This window comes from Lelliottia nimipressuralis, from assembly GCF_004115925.1.
In the GTDB taxonomy this organism is placed as follows: domain Bacteria; phylum Pseudomonadota; class Gammaproteobacteria; order Enterobacterales; family Enterobacteriaceae; genus Enterobacter; species Enterobacter nimipressuralis.
Genome location: NZ_SDDX01000001.1, coordinates 304,243 through 324,758 on the forward strand (window position 1 = coordinate 304,243; position 20,516 = coordinate 324,758).

Sequence of the window (20,516 nt, forward strand, 5' to 3'; positions counted from 1 at the left end):
GGGCCGGTTAACGCTATCGGCCTGCTTTTAACTTCTGATAATACTCTTCATAAATGCGGCTCGCGTCGCCCACATCGTTTTGCCATTCGCCTTTCTTCACGGTTTCCGCATCCGGATACAGTGATTTATCGTTCGCCATTTCAGGGCTGAGCAGCTTGCGTGCCGCCAGATTTGGCGTCGGATAGCCAATGGTTTCCGCCACCTGTTTTGCCACTTCAGGGCGCAGCAGGAAGTTAATCAGCTTCATCGCACCGTCGACGTTTTTAGCGTTAGACGGAATCGAAAGGCTGTCCATCCAGAAGATCCCGCCTTCTTTCGGCCAGACGACCTGAAGCGGCGTACCGGCCTGACGCGCGACGTACGCAGAACCGTTCCACACCATCCCCAGATTCACTTCGCCTTCCATATACGGGTTAGCCGGGTTATCGGAGTTAAACGCTGCTACGTTTGGCATCAGCTTTTTCAGCTCGTTATAGGCCGCTTCGATCTCTTTCGGGTCGGTGCTGTTACCGGAATAGCCCAGTTTGCGCAGCGCCATCTGGAACACTTCGCGCGCATCGTCCGTCAGCAGCAGGCTGCCTTTGTACTCCGGTTTCCACAGGTCAGCCCAGCTGGTGACGGTTTTCGGGTCGATCTCGTCGCTGTTTACACCGATGGCGGTTGCGCCCCAGATGTAGGGGATAGAGTAATCATTATTCGGGTCGAACGGCTTGTTCAGCATCTCCGGATCGAGGTTGCCGAAGTGGGTTAATTTCGTCTTGTCGATTTTCTGGATCATGCCCTCTTTGCGCATTTTGTCGACGAAATAGGTGGACGGCACTACTACATCATAGGCGCCGTCTTTGTAGGTTTTGAGCTTGGCGTACATGGTTTCATTCGACTCGTAGGTCGAATAGATCACCTTGATCCCCGTCTCTTTGGTGAACTGTTCAAGCAGGCCTGGCGGCACATACTCGGTCCAGTTGTAGAAGTAGAGCGTCTTACTGTCGTCCGCGTGCGCGGCGCTCATGCCGATTGCGAGAGCACCTGCCGCGAGCAGGTGGCGTGACCATTTTTTCATTTTAACGTCCCCTGAGATTTCGTTGTATCACGAGCAATAATCTGGCTGGCAATCACCATCACCAGCGATAACACCAACAGAATCGTCGCCAGCGCGTTCACCTCCGGTGACACACCGACTTTCACCATTGAGTAGATTTTCAATGGCAGAATTTCATAGCTCGGCCCGGTGACAAAGGATGAGACCACCACGTCGTCCATCGACAGCGTGAAGCTCAAAAGCCATCCGGCAGCGACCGCAGGCATTGCCAGCGGCAGAATGATTTTGCGCAGAATGGTCATCTCACTCGCCCCCAGATCCTTCGCCGCCTCGAGCATTCGCACGTCAAAGCCCTTCAGACGCGAGTAAACCGTCACCACCACGAAGGGCAGGCAGAAGGTGATATGCGAAAAGAGCAGCGACCAGAAGCCAAGCTGCAGGCCGATGAGCATAAACAGCACCAGCAGTGAAATCGCCATCACGATATCCGGTGACATCATCACCACAAACAGCATCCCGCTGACGAAGGGTTTACCACGAAAACGGTAGCGATAGAGCGCCACGGCGGTCAGTGAGCCAATCAGCGTGGCGAAGGTCGCCGACGCGATCGCCATCGTCAGAGAGTGCTGTGCCGCCTGCAGCAGGCTGTCGTTGTTCATCAGCAGGCTGTACCAGTTGGTGGTAAAGCCTTGCCAGTTGATCCCGAAACGTGAACTGTTAAACGAGTTCACGATCAAAATGATAATCGGAATATAAAGATAGGCGTAAATGGCGGTCATGAAACCGCCACGCAGCAGACGACCGATCATTCGAGATCTCCCTGTTTATTCAGCCAGCGGGAGGCGCGCCAGTAGACGAGCAGCATCAGGCCCATCACTACCGTCAGCGTAATGCTGGTGGCAGAGCCGAACGGCCAGTCGCGAATGTTCAGGAACTGACTTTTTATCACGTTGCCGATCAGCAGATTTTTCGCACCGCCCATCAGATCGGAGACGTAAAACAGCCCCATCGCCGGGAGCATAACCAGCAGACAGCCAGCAATAATGCCCGGCATGGTCAGCGGGATGATGATCCTGAGGAAGGTTTGCAGTTTGCTGGCACCCAAATCGCGTGCCGCTTCGAGCAGCGGTTTGTCGAGCTTTTCGATACTGGAATAGAGCGGCATCACCATAAACGGCAGCAGAATATAGACCAGACCGATAATCACCGCGCTCGGGGTAAACATGATGCGGATCGGCGTATCAATCACTCCCAGCCACAGCAGAAACTCGTTCAGATAGCCTTTGGTACTGAGGAAAATCTTCAGGCCGTAGATGCGAATCAGCGAATTGGTCCAGAAGGGAACAATCAGCAGAAACAGCAGCAGCGGACGGACTTTTTGCGGCAGCCGGGCCAGAAACCAGGCGAAGGGATAGCCCAGCACCAGGCAGGCGAGGGTCGCAATCAGCGCCATGTTGAGTGAATGCAGCAGGACCTCAAAGTAGAGCGGGTCCAGCAGGCGTGCGTAGTTATCCAGCGTAAAGACCAGCTTGACGAAACTGGCGTCGTCGCGGGTCAAAAAACTGGTGCCAATGATCATCAGGTTGGGGAGGAAAACAAACAACACAAGCCAACCCACGATCGTGGCGATCACCACATTCTGGAATTTACTGGTGTTCTTCATCGGCCAGCACAACCTCCCAGCTCTCTACCCAGTTAACGACCATTTTCTGATCGAGCGGATGGTCAAAGTCCGGATCGTCCTCGTTAAAGAACTCGCTGACCATCACCATTTTGCCGTTTTCCAGCTCAACCACCGACTCCAGCGTCATCCCTTTGTAGTTACGCTCGCGGATGTAGCCGATAAGGCCTTCCGCATCAGCGGTGTCGTGGATTTCATCGACGCGCAGATCTTCCGGGCGCAGCATCACATTGAGCTTCTGGCCTTTTTCGACCGCAAAATTAACGTAAATATTGCACTCGCGGCCTTCGACGCTGGCGCGCACACGCTGCTCGTCGAGACGCTCAATGACCGTAGCGTCAAAGATATTGATCTCGCCAATGAAGCTGGCCACAAACAGGTTTTTCGGCTCTTCGTAGATTTCACGCGGCGTGCCATCCTGCTCAATCTTACCGTCGCGCATCACCACGATACGGTCCGACATGGTCAGAGCCTCTTCCTGATCGTGGGTGACGAACACAAAGGTAATGCCGAGCTTACGCTGCAACGCTTTCAGCTCGTTCTGCATCTGTTTGCGCAGCTTGTAATCGAGCGCGGAGAGGGACTCATCCAGCAGCAGCAGGCGGGGTTTGTTGACCACGGCGCGCGCAATGGCGACGCGCTGTTGCTGCCCGCCGGAGAGCTGATGCGGTTTGCGCTGGGCGAACTCGTCGAGCTGAACCATCCGCAGGGCATCGTTCACACGCGGTGTTATCTGATCGGCAGGGGTTTTCTGCATGCGCAGGCCGAATGCCACGTTTTCGAACACGGTCATGTGCGGGAAAAGGGCGTAGCTCTGGAAGACGGTATTAACGTGACGATGTTCAGCGGGAACATCGGTGATGTTCTGATTTTCGAGATGAATATGGCCGTTGTCGACACTTTCCAGTCCGGCAATCAGGCGCAGAACGGTTGTCTTGCCGCAGCCCGAGGGGCCTAGCAGCGTGAGAAACTCACCGTTATTGATAGTCAGGTTAAGATCGTCAATGACGGTTTTACCATCGAAACTTTTGCTGATCCCCGACAGAAGAACCAGCGGTGACAGTGTTCCCGGTTGTGTATTCAATTTTTGGCGCTGTCCCATATAAACGCGTCGGTGGGTTTACCGACTGCGGGGTTTGTGTGTAACCACCTTGGTGACTCTTAATGAGGGCGGTCATTCTACGGCAAACCACTGAAATCACCAATCCTTGTGACTGATTGATAAGCTACATTTATTAACGAATCACGACAAAATCGAAAATATTCTCGTTTACGGGATAAAAGTGACCTGACGCAATATTTGGGTTTTGATGCTTACTGATAATGTTGTCACAAAAAGTGAGGGTGACTGCATGGAAAAATTACTTGAGCGTTTTTTACAGTACGTTTCGCTGGATACCCAATCTAAAGCGGGTGTCCGACAGGTGCCGAGCACCGAGGGCCAGTGGAAGCTTTTAAACCTGCTGAAGGATCAGCTGGAAGAGCTTGGTCTGGTCAATGTGACCTTAAGCGAAAAGGGCACTGTGATGGGGACGCTGCCGTCGAACGTTAAAGGTTCGGTTCCGGCGATTGGCTTTATTTCTCACGTCGACACGTCACCTGATTTTAGCGGAAAGAACGTTAATCCGCAGATTGTCGAAAACTACCGTGGCGGCGATATCGCACTTGGTATCGGCGATGAGGTGCTCTCGCCGGTGATGTTCCCGGTGCTCCATCAGCTGCTGGGCCAGACGCTGATCACCACCGACGGTAAAACGCTGCTGGGCGCCGACGATAAAGCCGGTGTCGCGGAGATCATGACGGCGCTGGCGGTGCTGAAAGGCAAAAACATTCCCCACGGCGATATCCGTGTGGCCTTTACGCCAGACGAAGAGGTGGGCAAAGGGGCGAAACATTTCGACGTTGAGGCTTTCAACGCGAAGTGGGCCTACACCGTTGATGGCGGCGGCGTTGGAGAGCTGGAGTTTGAAAACTTTAACGCGGCTTCGGTGACCATCAAAATTGTCGGCAACAACGTGCATCCGGGGTCGGCGAAAGGGGTGATGGTCAACGCGCTGTCGCTGGCCTCGCGGATTCATGCGGAAGTGCCCGCTGAGGAGAGCCCGGAGCAGACCGAAGGCTATGAAGGCTTCTATCATCTCACCAGTATCAAAGGCACGGTGGACAGTGCGCAGATGCACTACATCGTTCGCGATTTTGACCGCAAGGCGTTCGAAGCGCGTAAGCGTAAGATGATGGAAATCGCCAAAAAGGTCGGCAAAGGGCTGCACCCGGATTGCTACATTGAGCTGATCATCGAGGACAGCTACTACAATATGCGCGAGAAGGTGATGGAGCATCCGCACATCCTGGATATCGCCCAGCAGGCGATGCGCGATTGCGACATCGAACCACAGCTCAAACCCATTCGCGGCGGCACCGACGGCTCGCAGCTCTCCTTCATGGGATTGCCGTGCCCGAACCTGTTTACCGGCGGCTATAACTACCACGGCAAGCACGAGTTTGTTACGCTGGAAGGGATGGAGAAAGCGGTAAAAGTGATTGTGCGAATTGCGGAGCTGACGGCGAAGCAGTGAGAAAAACAGTGCCCGGTAAGCAAAGTGCTACCGGGCACTCGTGCACTCAATCCTCGAAGAACCAGTACCCGCTGTTCACCAGCGCCGCCAGCATGGCGAGGAATGACGGATCTTCCAGCGCATCGCCGAAGGTTTCAGCATTCAGAACCATATGGCTCGCCAGCGCTTCCAGCGCAGGACGGTGCGGGGAATCGAGCTTCTCGCCATTGACGAAGATATCGTCGCCAATGCGCAGTACGCGCAACCCACCCAGACGGACCAGCGAATCACCCTGCTGCAGGGCATCATAAATCTCATCTGGCTGATAAGGCGGCTCGGCAGGAGCGACATCCAGCTCGTGACGCGACTGGCTGACAAACTCCCCAAACCACTGACGGAAATGCTCCGGCTCGTTAATCAGGCCCAGCATCATCTCGCGCAGTTTATCCAGCTCCTGCGGCAGAATGTCGGCAGGGTGCTCGCGCGCAGGAACATCCGGATCGCTGTAGCGATGGCTGCCCAGCTCGCGCTGCAGAACATAATCAGCAAAGCCGCTGATCATCTCGCGCCCGCTCGGCGCACGGAAACCCACTGAGTAGTTAAGGGAGTTTTCCAGGGAATACCCTTCGTGCGGGAATCCTGGCGGGATATAGAGGATATCGCCCGGCTCCATCTCTTCGTCGATGATACCTTCAAACGGGTCGACCTGGAGCAGGTCCGGGTGCGGGCAGTGCTGTTTCATCGGCACTTTCTCGCCCACGCGCCAGCGACGGCGGCCAGTTCCCTGAATGATAAACACATCGTACTGATCGAGGTGCGGGCCAACGCCACCGCCTGGTACAGAGAAGGAGATCATCAGATCGTCCATGCGCCAGTCGGGCAGGGCGCGGAACGGATGCATCAGGGCTGCGGTCGGCTCATGCCAGTGGTTCACGGCCTGCACCAGCAGTGACCAGTTGGTCTCGCCGAGGTGATCGTAGCTCTCAAAAGGACCGTGGCTGACCTGCCATTTTCCATCCTGGTGGCTCACCAGGCGGCTGTCGACTTCGTTTTCCATGGCCAGGCCGGCCAGTTCATCCGGGGAGATGGGGTCGACAAAATTGCTGATCCCGCGTTTCAGAACGACAGGGCGTTTTTGCCAATAGCGTTCGATAAACTCGGGCCAGTTAAGTGTTAAGTGATAATCCATAATTATATTTCCGCAGGCTCTTACTGACTCGGATTATAACGGAAGCGTAAGAGCCTGCGCGCGAGAATCTCGCTTTTTTCACATTCAGTACTAACTATCGTCAGAGGAGGGGTGCTGACGCCCAAAAATCGCCACCATCCGCGCGCCGCCCAGCAGGCTGTCGCTGGTTTCGATGCGCCCGGCATACTGATCGACAATCTCCTGCGCGACGGAAAGCCCCACGCCCTGACCAGGACGCAACGTGTCGGCGCGTTGGCCACGATCAAAAACCACGTCGCGTTTGTTTTGCGGAATGCCGGGGCCGTCATCTTCGACGATAATGTGCAGCTCGTCATCGGTCTGATGGGCGGAAACTTCGACAAACTCCAGGCAGTATTTGCAGGCGTTATCCAGCAGATTGCCCATTACTTCCATAAAGTCATTCTTCTCGCCGACAAAACTGATCTCAGGCGAAATATCGAGGCTAATGTTCACCCCTTTACGTTGATAGACCTTGTTCAGCGCTGACGTCAGGCTGTCCAGCAGGGGGGCGACGGGGTGCAGTTCGCGGCTGAGCAACGGGCTGCCCGAGCGCATACTGGCGCGGTGCAGGTAATAGCCAATCTGCTGGGAGATACGGCTGATCTGCTCCAGCATCACCGGCTCGGCGTCGTCCACGCTGAGCTTTGAGCTGCGCATGGATCGCAGCGTGCTCTGCATCACGGCAAGGGGTGTTTTCAGACTGTGAGTGAGATCCGTCAGCGTGGTGCGGTATTTATCGTAACGCTCACGCTCACTTTTCAGCAGGCGGTTAAGGTTGCGCACCAGGCTTGTCAACTCGCGGGTGGTCTGCGGATTGAGCTTATCCCGGTTGTGCTCTTCGAGTTCGCGAACCTCTTTCGCCAGCGATTCAATAGGGCGCAGGCTCCACCAGGCGGCGATCCACAGCAGCGGGATCACCAGCAGCAGGTTAGCTGCCAGAACGTACACGAACCAGCTCCAGACCATATAGGAGCGTTTCAGCTCAACGGGAATGGTGTCGATCACCACAATCGTGAGCTGCGGCATATCCATGGTCGCCGGATAGAGATTGATCGCCACCGAGTGCGTCATCTCTGTATCGTCGTCATCCGCGCGGATTTCGTCGAGCTGACGCTGCATGGAGGCATCGTTGCCGAGCAGGGAGCTGGTGGAATTCAGGTCGGCCTCTATTTCGTGAAAGCCGTTGGTTTTTAGCCACTCCGGACGAATACTTTTCTCCAGCCACGGGACATGTCGTTGCGCCCACAGCAGTTTGCCTTTCTCGTCGTAGATCAGCGCCATCGTCGGGCTTTGCCGGTCCAGGTTTTCCGGCATCTCCACGCTGATGCGATTATTTTCCCATTTGGCCAGAGTGTAGAAGAGATTGCTCTCGCCGCGCAGCAGGCGGAAGGTGGTTTTATCAAAGCTGACGCTGTAGCCAACCAGCGCCACCATGCCGTAGGCGAGGGAGAGGATCAGCACCACCGCGGCGGTAGCCAGTAAAAAGCGGACCCGCAGCGACAGCGGCAGTAAATGGCGAAGGATTTTCTTCATTTAGCGTAGTTCAAACAGGTATCCCTGACCCCTGACCGTGGTGATGACATCCTGCGGATATTGCGCCTGGATTTTTTTACGTAAACGGCCCATCAGCACATCAATGGTGTGGCTCTCGCGCAGTTCGGCGTCAGGATAGAGCTGGAGCATTAAAGAATCTTTGCTCACTACTTTACCGCTGTTGCGGATCAGCGTTTCCATAATGGTGTATTCAAACGCCGTCAGCTTAATGACTTCATCGTTGATGGAGAATTCGCGACGCGAGAGATCGACCTGGAACGGAGGAAGAGAGATTACCTGTGACGCCAGACCGCTGTTACGGCGCATCAGGGCCTGCATACGGGCAGACACTTCTTCGATATGGAACGGCTTGGTCACGTAATCGTCGGCGCCCGCGCTGAGCACTTCGACCTTGTCCTGCCAGCCTTCGCGGGCGGTTAAGACCAGCACCGGGAGGGAGACATCATGGCTGCGCCAGCGGCGGATCAGCGACAGACCATCTTCGTCCGGCAGGCCCAGATCGACGATGGCAATATCGGGCAGGTGCTCATTGAGATAATAATCCGCCTCTTTTGCGTCTTCCGCGTCGTCGACCTGATGCCCCATTTCCTGAAGCTGAACTTTCAGGTGATGACGTAGCAATGCATTATCCTCAACAACCAATACGCGCATCATCTCTTCTCCCTAAAATTAATGGTATGAATAGTTTAACGCTGATTATGTTGTTTTGGGGATAAACATTGAGTAAACCGCAGAGGAAGGAACCCTCTTTCCGGGCGGAAAGAGGGTGAGGGGAATTACTTCAGCTCATCAACCATAGCAATGGCGCGACCGATGTAGTTCGCCGGCGTCATTGCTTTCAGACGCGTTTTCTCTTCTTCTGGCACATCCAGACCGTCGATAAACTGCTTCATGCCTTCGGCGTCCACGCGCTTGCCGCGGGTCAGCTCTTTCAGTTTTTCGTAAGGTTTTTCAATGCCGTAACGACGCATCACGGTCTGAATCGGCTCTGCCAGCACTTCCCAGTTGTGATCCAGTTCGTCCAGCAGACGGTCACGGTTCACTTCCAGTTTGCTCACACCTTTCAGGGTGGACTGGTAGGCGATCAGCGCATAGCCGATGCCGACGCCGAGGTTACGCAGCACGGTGGAGTCCGTCAGGTCACGCTGCCAGCGGGAGACCGGCAGTTTGCTCGCCATGTGTTGCAGCAGGGCGTTCGCCAGACCCAGGTTGCCTTCGGAGTTTTCGAAGTCAATCGGGTTCACTTTATGCGGCATGGTGGAAGAGCCGATTTCGCCCGCGATGGTTTTCTGTTTGAAGTGGTTCAGCGCCACGTAGCCCCACACATCGCGATCGAAGTCGATCAGGATGGTATTGAAGCGCGCGATGCAGTCAAACAGCTCGGCGATGTAGTCGTGCGGCTCGATCTGGGTGGTGTACGGGTTCCACTGAATGCCCAGAGAGGTCACGAACTCTTCGCTGAACTGGTGCCAGTCCACTTCAGGATACGCGGCGATGTGGGCGTTGTAGTTGCCGACCGCGCCGTTGATTTTACCGAGGATCTCAACCTGCTCCAGCTGACGATACTGGCGCTCCATGCGGTAGGCCACGTTTGCCATCTCTTTACCCATCGTCGACGGTGTGGCTGGCTGACCGTGGGTACGGGAGAGCAGTGGAATATCACGGTACTGCACGGCCAGGTCTTTCACCGCGTCGATGATTTTGCGCCAGTAAGGCAGCACCACGTCCTGGCGCGCGGTAGAGAGCATCAGCGCGTGAGACAGGTTGTTGATATCTTCTGAGGTGCAGGCGAAGTGGATGAACTCAGACACCGCGTGCAGCGCTGGAACGCTTTCTACTTTCTCTTTCAGGAAGTATTCAACCGCTTTTACGTCGTGGTTGGTGGTGCGCTCGATAGTTTTAATACGCGCCGCGTCTTCTTCGCTGAACTCCGCGACGATTTTATCAAGGTAATCGTTTGCCTGGGCGTCAAAAGCAGGAACTTCCTTGATTGCTGCCTGGGTAGCTAACTTTTGCAGCCAGCGCACTTCAACCTGTACACGGAACTTCAGCAGACCATATTCGCTGAAGATCCCGCGCAGCGCGCTGACTTTATCGCCGTAACGTCCATCGACAGGGGAAACGGCGGTCAGTGAGGATAATTCCATAATTCGCAACTCCGGGAGGTTAACAATGAGCAAGAATTTGTTTTGCCTGAGTCGTCAGGCGATTACGAGAGAACATTAACTGCAGTCGGCCACCGCCAACCTGTTGCCACAGCACGGCGGCACGAATCCCGGCCAGCAGCGAGGCGCGAACTTTCGCCTGTACCTGCGGGCTTTGCAGCACGGCAGGGGAGCCGGTGACCTGGATGCGTGGCCCAAGTGGGCTGATGACATCGACATAAATCGCGGCCATCGCACTCAGCAGGGTTTCGGACTGCAAATCAAAATGGTCGAGCTGACGCTGCAGCCCGGCAATGCGGTTGCCGAGCGTATCCATTGCACCTTTCGCGCTGTTCAGCTTACGCTCCAGCACCATCAGGCTCAACGTGTAGCGGGTCAGTTCTGCATTCAGCCCCTGGCGGTTGCTGGCATTGAGCACGCCGAGCAGGGTTTCGAGACCGAGGCGAAGATTCGTTTCACTGCCACCGAACACACCGAGCGTAGAGCCGGGGTTAAGGTCGATAACGCTGTTGAGCGAAACATGCAGCGCGTCAGCATCGCAATGACCCTGATGCGCCAGCTGTTGCACCAGACGGGCTGACTGGCAAATTCCTGCCAGTGCCAGGGTGATGTCATAATAATTCTTCGCCACACAGGCTCCTTTTGGTGTGCAATCGGTTTAAACAGCGGCCAGCGGTAGACGCTGTTCAATGATCCCGCCGCCGAGGCAGATTTCGCCGCTGTAGAAGACGGCGGACTGGCCAGGCGTAACGGCAGAGACAGGCTCGTCGAAACGCACTTCGATGCGTTCGTTATCAATAGCCGTTACGGTGCAAGGGATATCAGTCTGACGATAGCGGGTTTTCACCGTGCAGCGCAGGGTGCCGGTGAACGGTTCGCGATCGACCCAGTGCAGCTGCTGGGCAATAAGGCCGACGGACATCAGACGCGGATGTTCGTGCCCCTGAGCCACAACCAGAATATTGTTTTCAACGTCTTTATCGACCACGTACCACGGCTCTTCGCTGCCATCCTTGGTGCCGCCGATGCCCAGCCCTTTACGCTGGCCGAGGGTGTGATACATCAGACCCTGATGCTCGCCGACGTCATCGCCGTCAACGGTGATAATTTTGCCCGGCTGCGCAGGCAGATAGCGGCCGAGGAATTCGCGGAATTTACGTTCGCCGATAAAGCAGATGCCGGTAGAGTCTTTTTTCTTCGCGGTAATCAGATCCAGGTCTTCAGCGATTTTACGCACTTCCGGTTTTTCCAGTTCACCGACCGGGAACAGGCTTTGCGCAATCTGCTCGTGGCCCAAGGTGTAGAGGAAGTAGCTCTGATCTTTGTTACCGTCGAGACCGCGCAGCAGCTGGCTTTTGCCATCCACATCGGCACGACGCACGTAGTGGCCGGTCGCGATAAAGTCCGCGCCCAGATCTTCGGCGGCGAATTCGAGGAACGCTTTGAATTTGATCTCTTTGTTGCAGAGGATATCCGGGTTCGGAGTGCGGCCCGCTTTGTACTCTTCGAGGAAGAGTTCGAACACGTTGTCCCAGTACTCTGCAGCAAAGTTTACGGTATGCAGCTCAATGCCGAGTTTGTCGCACACGGCCTGCGCATCCGCAAGATCCGCCGCAGCCGTGCAATATTCCTCGCCATCATCTTCCTCCCAGTTCTTCATGAACAGGCCTTCCACCTTATAACCCTGCTGTTGCAACAGGTAGGCGGAAACGGAGGAATCGACACCGCCGGACATGCCGACGATTACTTTTTTCTGGCTGTTATCTGACATGGAATACTCACGACATTGAACTTAAAGGCGGCGTATTCTATCACGCGCCCCCGGTGTTGGCACCCTCTGTAAACGGCCAGTTAAATTCCGCGATCACCTCAAGCGGCAAGCGGCTGCCGGACTGGTAACAACGAATACTTTCGGCAACCAGCGGTGAGCGCAGGTTTGGGGCATTCAGGATCTCCTCAGCAGTGACCCACAGGCAGCGATCGATGTCGTCGTCGTGCGGCTCAGTGGCGCACATTTCGTTAAGTTCGACGACGAACAAAAAGCGCAGGAAGGGGGTGCGATCGGGGGCGATCCACTGATGCAGACGAACAAAGTGCTGCGGCTCGGCATGAATGCCGGTCTCTTCCCACAGCTCACGGCGGGCGGCCTGCACCAGGGTTTCGTCGGCTTCGAGATGGCCTGCAGGCTGGTTCCACAGCGCTTTGCCGTTGATGGTCTCTTCTACGACCAGAAATTTTCCTTCGGCGTGAACTACGCAGGCGACGGTAACGTGTGGTTTAAACATCTGTTCTCCTTAGATTGAATCGATCGGGATCTCTCGCCACTCACCGGACGCCAGCGTGTCGAGCGTCAGGGAACCCATCGCATAGCGTATCAGACGTAAGGTTGGAAAACCGACATGCGCCGTCATGCGTCGCACCTGTCGATTCCGTCCTTCGTATAAGGTGATTTTCAACCAGCTGGTGGGGATAGTTTTGCGCTCGCGAACGGGCGGATTGCGCGGCCACAACCACTGCGGTTCCTCGACCCGTTCGACGCCTGCGGGCAGAGTGGGACCATCATTGAGCGTAACGCCATTGCGCAGAGCCTCTACCGCGTCCTGCGTCGGCTCGCCTTCTACCTGCACGTAGTAAATTTTGCCGGTACGTTTGCCTGGCTGAGTCAGCTGCGCCTGGAGCTGACCGTCATTGGTGAGCACCAGCAGCCCTTCGCTGTCGCGGTCCAGACGGCCTGCGGCATAAATTCCTTGTAACGGGATGTAATCTTTTAGCGTGCTGCGTCCCGCCTCGTCTGTGAACTGCGGCAGAACATCATAGGGTTTATTGAAGATAACCAGCCGCTTCGGTCCAGTGTCAGGCTTTTTTTTGGCGTTGCGTCGGGTGCTGAATCGTTCAACTTGGTGATTTCTAAAAGAAGTTTTGTTCATAGTGTTTTCAGAATGAATGTATTCACGCATTATAACGGAAATTCATGAGTGATTGGCGCGAGCCAGATATTCGAGTAGTATGAGGTCGCATATTACAACTCATTAACAAAAAACCAGAAGCGCTCGAAGGAGAGGTTAATGGAAAGCAAAGTAGTCGTTCCGGCGGAAGGTAAGAAGATCACCCTACAAGATGGCAAACTGAACATCCCTCACAACCCAATCATTCCTTTCATTGAAGGTGATGGTATCGGTGTGGATGTGACGCCAGCCATGATTAAAGTGGTGGATGCCGCCGTGCAGAAAGCCTATAAGGGCGAGCGGAAAATTTCCTGGATGGAAATCTATACCGGCGAAAAATCTACCCAACTGTATGGCCAGGATGTCTGGCTGCCAGAAGAAACGCTGGACCTGATTCGTGATTACCGCGTTGCCATCAAAGGCCCGCTGACTACCCCGGTCGGTGGCGGTATTCGTTCCCTGAACGTGGCACTGCGCCAGCAGCTTGACCTGTACGTCTGTCTGCGCCCGGTGCGCTACTACGCAGGCACGCCAAGCCCGGTGAAACACCCTGAACTGACCAACATGGTTATCTTCCGTGAAAACTCCGAAGACATCTATGCGGGTATCGAGTGGAAAGCCGACAGCGCCGAAGCTGAAAAAGTGATCAAATTCCTGCGTGATGAGATGGGCGTAACGAAGATTCGTTTCCCTGAACATTGCGGTATCGGTATCAAGCCGTGCTCCGAAGAAGGCACTAAACGCCTGGTTCGTGCAGCCATCGAATACGCTATCACCAACGATCGTGATTCCGTGACCCTGGTTCACAAAGGCAACATCATGAAGTTCACCGAAGGCGCTTTCAAAGACTGGGGTTACCAGTTAGCGCGTGAAGAGTTCGGCGGTGAGCTGATCGACGGCGGCCCATGGGTGAAAATCAAAAACCCAAATACCGGCAAAGAGATCGTGGTCAAAGACGTGATCGCCGATGCGTTCCTGCAGCAGATCCTGCTGCGTCCAGCTGAATACGACGTAATCGCTTGTATGAACCTGAACGGTGACTACATCTCCGACGCCCTGGCAGCCCAGGTTGGCGGTATCGGTATCGCCCCAGGCGCAAACATCGGTGACGAGTGCGCACTGTTCGAAGCAACCCACGGTACAGCACCTAAGTATGCAGGCCAGGATAAAGTGAACCCAGGTTCCATCATCCTTTCCGCAGAAATGATGCTGCGTCATATGGAATGGTTCGAAGCCGCAGACCTGATCGTTAAAGGTATGGAAGGCGCGATTAACGCCAAAACCGTCACCTATGACTTCGAACGTCTGATGGAAGGCGCTAAACTGCTGAAATGTTCAGAGTTTGGCGACGCGATTATCGCGAACATGTAATCCAGATTCTGGGTTAAAAGAAAGCGGGAGCCGATGGGCTCCCGTTTTTTTTCGAATTAACACGGTTACCAACATTCATTATCAAAAGAGATCATGATTTTTTCTTATAACGGCCAAGGCAGGGCGGGCAGCACCACTCCATGGTGCTGAGCGCAAAAACGCTTTCACGGGTGGACGAACGATCCGATGAGGGGCTGGCCTGTTATATGGAATCCAGCTTCATCATTCCCTCATGCAACGTAATCTGAGGGTTATAACCCAGCTCCCTTCGCGCTTTGCTAATGTCGAGGGTCACTTCAACGGCAGAGGTGGCGTAGGTTTGCAGATTTAACGGGCTGGTAACACGGCCCCTGGTGAGGCGGAATAAGCCGTCCCCCAAATGGGCAAGTATCCTGACCAGACTGCGCGGAACGCGCTTATCCGGAGCCGTTATGCCCTGAGTGGCGAGCAGTTGGCTGACGAAATCACGAAAAATATGAGGTTCACCGTCGGTGAGGAAATACACCTCTCCGCTTTTGCCGTATTCGGCTGTACGGCTGATGCCATCGCAGAGATTATCAATGTGGGTCGTTGAAGTCAGGTAGTTGCCGCCGTCTATCCAGGCAAATTTCCCGGAGGAGGCCGCCGCGACAAGCTGTGGCAGAGCGGTAGTGTCGCCTTTTCCCCAGACAAATCGTGGGCGCACCACGCTGACGCAGAAATTTTCATTTGCCTGCGCAAAGGCTGCCTGCTCGGCGGCTGCTTTACTTCGGCTATACGCCCCGGCAAATTTTTGTGGCAGGGGATGTGTCTCAGAGGCCATTTGCAGCGGCGCACCAGTCAATAAAACCGACTCGGTACTGATGTGTACAGCTCGCGTAACGCCCGCCTGGCGTGCTGCCGTAAACAGCTTTTCGGTCCCTTCAACGTTGACCTGCCATTGTTCTGCCGATTCATATCCATGTGACGTATCGGCAGCCGCGTGAATGAGAAGGTCGCAACCCGTGAGGGAATCCACCAGGTCTGTTTCGCACAATGAACCGTAGACTGGCGCTCCACCCACGTGGCGAATGATTTCGGCTGCAGCCTCGCTTCTGGCCAGCGCCCGGACATCTGCCCCCGCTTCGAGATAATGGCGAATGATGTTTCTGCCGACAAAACCACTGCCGCCGGTGACGAATACTCGGCGTTGGGCCATGGCGGCATTTAAATCGTGCGGATGTTTAGTCATCTGAAGTCTCCGGGTGTGGCGAAGAAGGTACATTTTGTTCCGCGAGCCAGCTGAGTTCCTCGAGGATTTGCGCCCGTTCTACGTCGGTCCATTTATGGAAATCGAGAAAATCGAGAAACTTAAAACCTTCAAGCGCCAGATAGGCCAATAGCGCACCGCGAGGCTGGGCAGAGGTCGTAATGATGCGTTGAATAACGTCATCCTGATGCTGTTGCATGGTTTTTCGCAGTTCAGGATTCAGAATCAGCGCAGAACTGAGGTTTAACGCGACCGGCCGGAACTCCTCTGGCGGTGGCGTTTTAGCGACCTCAATACGGCCTTTTAGCGCTAAGCTGTCGATGTCCCCCAACTGCAACTCCGCGTCCTGATGAATGCTGTCATCACGCTTCATTGCGCGTGTCACCAGCGCTTCCAGCAGCGCCTGTTTGGTTTTATGCACGTACAACACGCTGGCCTTGCTAATCCCTGCCTGATGCGCGACGGCGTCAATCGTCAGGTTAGCCACGCCGATTCGGGCCATTACCGCTTCCGCCGCATCGAGAATGCTGTCGGTACTGATCTCTTTTCTGCGTCCCATCATTCACCCTATTTATTTAAACATCCGGTCGGATATTAATTGCATTACGTTTGCCGCGCAACAGATATGCTGAAGAGAACAGCAAATTAGGGATCAGCAAAACACGAAAATCTCAGGCGGTGAAAGCGATGCGGCGTCGTGCGCATATGTTTGATGCAGGAAGGTGGTCAAGAGCATCCACCCCTCTGTAAAAACGTGTTGCATTTTACTGATCAAAAACCCTGGTGAATCACTCCCGGCTAGCTACGCTTAAACAGGTAACCGATATCGGGAGGGGTTATGCTGACTCATTCTGAAGCCAAACGGTGGGCATCGATAATGCTGAAATCGGCATTATGCGATGGTATGAATACTGACGAGATTTCCCGACAGGTACACCTGGTCTGCGATCATCACGGGCGAGAGTGTCTTGAGGAGTTAATTGAGGAAATCTTAATTGAAGCAGGACGAATAGGGCCTAAGCACAGCAATGGCGAAATTCACCATCACTGAGCTTCAATATTCTGCTCATCGTATCATCCATCATGATGTCTCTTGCTGGATCCGGGAGCTTCCGCTCCCGGACAGCCCGTCTTAGTAAACCTCTTTCACTTTGAAAAGCGACACTGAGTGTGACAGCAAGTTTGCCTGCTCGTTGACCCCCGACGCGGTGGTCGCCACTTCTTCCACTAACGCGGCGTTTTGTTGCGTGACGTGATCCATCTGGGTGATTGCGATACGAATTTGCTCCACCCCACGGCTTTGCTCTTCCGACGCCAGCGCGATGTTTTCCATCATCACATTGACCTTACTGACGGCTCCGCTGATATCCAGCATGGTCTGGCTGGTTTTATTGGCCAGTTCAGCCCCTTCTTCAATATACAGGCGCGATTCGTTGATGAGCGTGGTGATCTCTTTTGCAGAGTCCGTACAGCGACGGGCGAGGTTTCTGACTTCGCCTGCGACTACGGCGAAACCGCGCCCGGACTGGCCTGCACGCGCCGCTTCTACGGCGGCGTTCAGGGCCAGAATGTTGGTCTGGAAGGCAATGCTGTCGATAACGCTGATGATCTCAACCATCTTCTGAGCGCTCTGACTGATGGCGTCCATCTTTTTCATCATGCCCCGCATCTGCTCTTCGCCTTCGTTGGCAATTCCGGCGGCGTTTTGCACCATCTGTGCCGCCTCAAGGGCATTATCGGTATTCATTTTCACCGTGGAGGTGATCTGTTCCATGCTCGCCGCGGTTTCCACAACGGCTGCGGCCTGCTCTTCGGTACGACGAGAAAGGTCGTTGTTGCCGGATGAAATCTCCTGCGTGCCAATATTGATGGACTCAACGCCCTGACGGATAGAGACCACCGTCGAGTTCAGTTCAGCCTGCATGGTTTGTAAGGAGGCGAACAGCAAGCCAATTTCATTATTGTTAGCGACGTGGATATCTCCGGTCAGATCGCCTTTACCGATAAATTCAAAATGCTCAGCCACTTCCTGCAGCGGCAGGATTAACATTTTCCGCATCCAGGCGTTGATAACAAAGAACAACACGGCGGCAAGAATCAGCAAGGCGATCATCACATACAGGGCAAATTGATAAGAACTGTTGCTGTAACTAATGACGCCATCCAGATTACGCTGCGTGGTATCAATATAAGAGTGATATTCATCATCCCAGGCCTGACGCACCTGCAGGGTGGTGTCGAGATATTTCGCGAGCGCCAGTTTCAGTTCCTGCGGATCATTAATATTAATCAGCAGGCCGGAGTTGTGAGCAATGACGGCTATTTGCTGGTCGTAACGGTCTTTCATTCTTGCACCCACTTCCGGATGAATGGTGGAAAGCCCCGGGATTTGCACAAACAGCTGGAATTGCTCAGCGGCGGTCTGCATCTCTTTGCGGATACTGGCCTGAATCGCCGGCTCATCAATATCGTCGCCGTGGGTTTTCGCTTGCGAGGCTGAATCAATAATCACCCGCGCGCGCAAAATGGCATTACGCACGTTGTTGAGCGCTTTCTGTTCTCCGGCGTTATAACTCAATGTCTGAATATCATTATTGCTGCGGTGGAGGAAATAGAGTCCCAGCCCGCTGGAAAGAATGAGCATAAGCGTAAAAGTCGTCAGAACGATCAACAGCCCGACTCTGATTTTAATATTTTTCACAGTAAACCCCTTTATAACCTGTAACGAAATACCATCAATGTTGGAAGGGTTATCGGCAGGGGTAAAAGGGGCTTGATTGAGAGAAACATCAAAATCAGTCCAAAACCAAAATATGATGTTTACTGTTTTTTCTGAGGGGAAACGCGATATTTAAACTTGATGATCCGGATGCGTATCCCAGGTGAGGAGGGCAACGGCGCAAAAAAAAGCCCACTAAAAAGTGGGCAAGAAATACTGGAAGCAATGTGAGCAATGTCGTACTGAATACCTGAGTGATTTGCTCAACTATTCAGTATTGAGAAAGATAATCTTTCTCAACTGAAGTTGCAACCCCATCTTTTGTGTGGTGCGTGATTTTTTTAAGTGCTGATAAATTGTGCAAACAGGCAGCGTGATCCCTATCACAAATATCATTTTGGTGATCCTGTGCTATCCTTTTCTGTGTCGTTGATTTAATGACAAAAAACCATACAGAGAGGAAAGCTATGGGAATTTTATCCTGGATTATCTTTGGGCTTATTGCGGGGATTCTGGCGAAGTGGATCATGCCGGGCAAAGATGGCGGTGGGTTCTTCGTGACAGTAATACTGGGGGTCGTGGGCGCCGTGGTCGGCGGCTGGATCAGCACCCTGTTCGGTTTTGGTAAAGTCGATGGCTTCAATATCGGCAGCTTTGCTGTTGCGGTAGTGGGTGCGCTGGTAGTTCTGTTTATCTACAGAAAAATCAAAAGCTAACAGCGTTCACCATCAAAAAAGGCTGCCAAAGGGCAGCCTTTTTAGTTTTCGGGATCACCACCAGCCGAGCTGGGTACCCGCCACCGCCACGACCGCGACGATCAACATAATGATGGTTGTCTTACGCATTTATGCCCCCGGCGCGGCGTAACCGCCGACAAAAAACCACGTTAAAAAAACCACTGCCGTTATAAAAATAACGACCGGGAAAACAATTCCGATCCTCATCACATCACCTCTAAGGTTTCCTTGCCCGCAGAGTGTACGGGGTTACTCATCCGGGAGAAAGCGTGTTTTGCTTTTGCCTTTTTTATCCAGGTACATGGCCGTATCCGCCGCGCGCAACGCGCTGTCAGCATCGGTACTGGCAGGATCCACTGCCACCACGCCCAGGCTCGCGCCAGGGTAGACCAGGTGTACGTTTCCAAGCCAGTACTCTCCGGCAATCGACGCGCCAAGCTGCGTGCGCAGAATATTGATTTGCGCGTTATCGACCGCTTTTTCACCCTTACTCAGGCAGGCCACTAAAAACTCATCGCCGCCGAGCCGCCCGACGATGTCGTCTTCGGTTTGGCCGTCGATCAATCGTTTACCGACCTCAACCAAAAACTGATCGCCCGTTTCATGGCCGTAGCGATCGTTGATGAGCTTAAAATCATCAAGATCGATGTAGGCGATGATGGCATTGCGTTTGAGGTGGCGCGCCAGCGAGAACAGGGTATTGAGATTATCAAAAATCGCCCGGCGGTTGGGTAAACCGGTTAACGCATCCGTATAAGAATGCGCGATCAGCGCCGCGTTCGCCTCGCGAAGCTGGATAACCAGCGACTCTTTTTGAATGTACTGCGCAATCAGCCCGGCAAAAAGCTGCAGGACCTGCTCGGCCCGGTCGCTTAAGGTCTGTTTTTGCGTGCTGGCCGCACAGAGGGTGCCGTACAACGACCCATCAGCCAGATGAATAGGAATACTCACGTAGGTCGTGATGCCCAGCGCTTTGGCGGCGTCGCAGTCGGCCCAGCGTTCCGCGACCTCATTACTGAAAAAAGAGTTGCTATCGATGGCGCGCTTACACAGCGTATCGCCCCACGGCACGCTCAGCCCTTCTGGGATCTGCATCTGCTTACTATTGCGGGCGTAAAGTATATGCTGCAAACGCGCATTGATATCGACTTTCGTCAGATAGGTCGACTCCATCTCGGTGACAATCTCCAGCATTTCCAGGAGCTGTCGAACCAGGCTTTCAAGGGATTGTTCTGTTGCAAGGGTTTCTGAAACACGGGCAAGAATAATATCCGACATGACGTGGGTAAACTCCCATGCAGAAGACGCCAGT

General features: G+C 54.1%; 21 protein-coding genes. 3 read left to right on the forward strand and 18 right to left on the reverse strand.

Annotation, left to right across the window (positions count from 1 at the left end; genetic code table 11):
* Positions 1-13 precede the first annotated feature (13 nt).
* Genes potD through potA form a run of 4 tightly spaced genes read right to left on the reverse strand, consistent with a single transcriptional unit; the run spans position 14 to position 3,822 of the window.
* Positions 14-1,060: a spermidine/putrescine ABC transporter substrate-binding protein PotD gene (gene potD / locus ETG88_RS01430; RefSeq protein WP_129034393.1), complete on the reverse strand. Its 1,047-nt coding sequence runs from the start codon at positions 1,058-1,060 to the stop codon at positions 14-16.
* Positions 1,057-1,848: a spermidine/putrescine ABC transporter permease PotC gene (potC, locus tag ETG88_RS01435; protein ID WP_100780556.1), complete on the reverse strand. Its 792-nt coding sequence runs from the start codon at positions 1,846-1,848 to the stop codon at positions 1,057-1,059. The genes potD and potC overlap by 4 nt, the downstream gene beginning before the upstream one ends.
* A complete protein-coding gene (gene potB / locus ETG88_RS01440) occupies positions 1,845-2,702 on the reverse strand; it encodes a spermidine/putrescine ABC transporter permease PotB (protein WP_102103462.1) in 858 nt (285 codons plus the stop codon). The genes potC and potB overlap by 4 nt, the downstream gene beginning before the upstream one ends.
* Positions 2,686-3,822: a spermidine/putrescine ABC transporter ATP-binding protein PotA gene (gene potA / locus ETG88_RS01445; protein ID WP_107703861.1), complete on the reverse strand. Its 1,137-nt coding sequence runs from the start codon at positions 3,820-3,822 to the stop codon at positions 2,686-2,688. The genes potB and potA overlap by 17 nt, the downstream gene beginning before the upstream one ends.
* Positions 3,823-4,072: 250 nt before the next feature.
* Here potA and pepT point away from each other — a divergent pair, with 250 nt between their 5' ends.
* Positions 4,073-5,296, forward strand: a complete 1,224-nt coding sequence (pepT, locus tag ETG88_RS01450; RefSeq protein WP_100780553.1) for a peptidase T — start codon at positions 4,073-4,075, stop codon at positions 5,294-5,296.
* 46 nt (positions 5,297-5,342) lie between these two features.
* On the opposite strand, the gene ETG88_RS01455 is transcribed toward pepT, so the two are convergent.
* The 8 genes from ETG88_RS01455 to rluE all read right to left on the reverse strand — a co-directional run bounded on the left by ETG88_RS01455 (position 5,343) and on the right by rluE (position 13,161).
* Entirely contained in the window at positions 5,343-6,464 is a 1,122-nt protein-coding gene (locus ETG88_RS01455; RefSeq protein ID WP_100780552.1) for a ribosomal protein uL16 3-hydroxylase, read from the reverse strand.
* A 90-nt stretch (positions 6,465-6,554) separates the two neighbouring features.
* On the reverse strand, positions 6,555-8,018 hold the full coding sequence (phoQ, locus tag ETG88_RS01460) for a two-component system sensor histidine kinase PhoQ (protein ID WP_102103464.1): 1,464 nt from the start codon (positions 8,016-8,018) through the stop codon (positions 6,555-6,557).
* Positions 8,019-8,690 carry a two-component system response regulator PhoP gene (gene phoP / locus ETG88_RS01465; RefSeq protein WP_100780550.1) on the reverse strand — a complete coding sequence of 224 codons (672 nt, stop codon included), beginning with the start codon at positions 8,688-8,690 and terminating at the stop codon, positions 8,019-8,021.
* Between the two features lie 125 nt (positions 8,691-8,815).
* Entirely contained in the window at positions 8,816-10,186 is a 1,371-nt protein-coding gene (purB, locus tag ETG88_RS01470) for an adenylosuccinate lyase (protein WP_102103465.1), read from the reverse strand.
* A 19-nt stretch (positions 10,187-10,205) separates the two neighbouring features.
* Positions 10,206-10,835: a high frequency lysogenization protein HflD gene (hflD, locus tag ETG88_RS01475; protein WP_100780548.1), complete on the reverse strand. Its 630-nt coding sequence runs from the start codon at positions 10,833-10,835 to the stop codon at positions 10,206-10,208.
* A 27-nt stretch (positions 10,836-10,862) separates the two neighbouring features.
* Positions 10,863-11,975, reverse strand: a complete 1,113-nt coding sequence (mnmA, locus tag ETG88_RS01480) for a tRNA 2-thiouridine(34) synthase MnmA (RefSeq protein WP_107703859.1) — start codon at positions 11,973-11,975, stop codon at positions 10,863-10,865.
* A 40-nt stretch (positions 11,976-12,015) separates the two neighbouring features.
* Complete coding sequence (locus tag ETG88_RS01485; RefSeq protein ID WP_100780546.1) at positions 12,016-12,489, reverse strand: NUDIX hydrolase; 474 nt, start codon at positions 12,487-12,489, stop codon at positions 12,016-12,018.
* A 9-nt stretch (positions 12,490-12,498) separates the two neighbouring features.
* Positions 12,499-13,161 (reverse strand): 23S rRNA pseudouridine(2457) synthase RluE, encoded by a 663-nt coding sequence (gene rluE / locus ETG88_RS01490; RefSeq protein ID WP_100780545.1) that lies wholly within the window; start codon positions 13,159-13,161, stop codon positions 12,499-12,501.
* 108 nt (positions 13,162-13,269) lie between these two features.
* On the opposite strand from rluE, the gene icd reads away from it, so the two are divergent.
* Positions 13,270-14,520 carry an NADP-dependent isocitrate dehydrogenase gene (gene icd / locus ETG88_RS01495; RefSeq protein WP_102103468.1) on the forward strand — a complete coding sequence of 417 codons (1,251 nt, stop codon included), beginning with the start codon at positions 13,270-13,272 and terminating at the stop codon, positions 14,518-14,520.
* A gap of 202 nt (positions 14,521-14,722) precedes the next feature.
* Here the strand turns inward: icd and ETG88_RS01500 are convergent, their stop codons facing one another.
* The 3 genes from ETG88_RS01500 to ETG88_RS01515 all read right to left on the reverse strand — a co-directional run bounded on the left by ETG88_RS01500 (position 14,723) and on the right by ETG88_RS01515 (position 18,449).
* Positions 14,723-15,730: an NAD-dependent epimerase/dehydratase family protein gene (locus ETG88_RS01500; protein ID WP_187469890.1), complete on the reverse strand. Its 1,008-nt coding sequence runs from the start codon at positions 15,728-15,730 to the stop codon at positions 14,723-14,725.
* On the reverse strand, positions 15,723-16,310 hold the full coding sequence (locus tag ETG88_RS01505) for a TetR/AcrR family transcriptional regulator (RefSeq protein WP_206732570.1): 588 nt from the start codon (positions 16,308-16,310) through the stop codon (positions 15,723-15,725). The genes ETG88_RS01500 and ETG88_RS01505 overlap by 8 nt, the downstream gene beginning before the upstream one ends.
* Before the next feature lie 570 nt (positions 16,311-16,880).
* Positions 16,881-18,449, reverse strand: coding sequence for a methyl-accepting chemotaxis protein (locus ETG88_RS01515; RefSeq protein WP_233446104.1), 1,569 nt, complete (start codon positions 18,447-18,449; stop codon positions 16,881-16,883).
* A gap of 485 nt (positions 18,450-18,934) precedes the next feature.
* Here ETG88_RS01515 and ETG88_RS01520 point away from each other — a divergent pair, with 485 nt between their 5' ends.
* A complete protein-coding gene (locus ETG88_RS01520; protein ID WP_100780542.1) occupies positions 18,935-19,183 on the forward strand; it encodes a GlsB/YeaQ/YmgE family stress response membrane protein in 249 nt (82 codons plus the stop codon).
* Between the two features lie 54 nt (positions 19,184-19,237).
* On the opposite strand, the gene yoaJ is transcribed toward ETG88_RS01520, so the two are convergent.
* The 3 genes from yoaJ to ETG88_RS01535 are packed head-to-tail and all read right to left on the reverse strand — an operon-like array spanning position 19,238 to position 20,482.
* A complete protein-coding gene (gene yoaJ / locus ETG88_RS22555; RefSeq protein ID WP_107704291.1) occupies positions 19,238-19,312 on the reverse strand; it encodes a protein YoaJ in 75 nt (24 codons plus the stop codon).
* Positions 19,313-19,411: a YoaK family small membrane protein gene (locus ETG88_RS01530; RefSeq protein WP_041689378.1), complete on the reverse strand. Its 99-nt coding sequence runs from the start codon at positions 19,409-19,411 to the stop codon at positions 19,313-19,315.
* Positions 19,412-19,453: 42 nt separating this feature from the next.
* Positions 19,454-20,482: a sensor domain-containing diguanylate cyclase gene (locus ETG88_RS01535; RefSeq protein WP_100780898.1), complete on the reverse strand. Its 1,029-nt coding sequence runs from the start codon at positions 20,480-20,482 to the stop codon at positions 19,454-19,456.
* Positions 20,483-20,516: the final 34 nt, after the last annotated feature.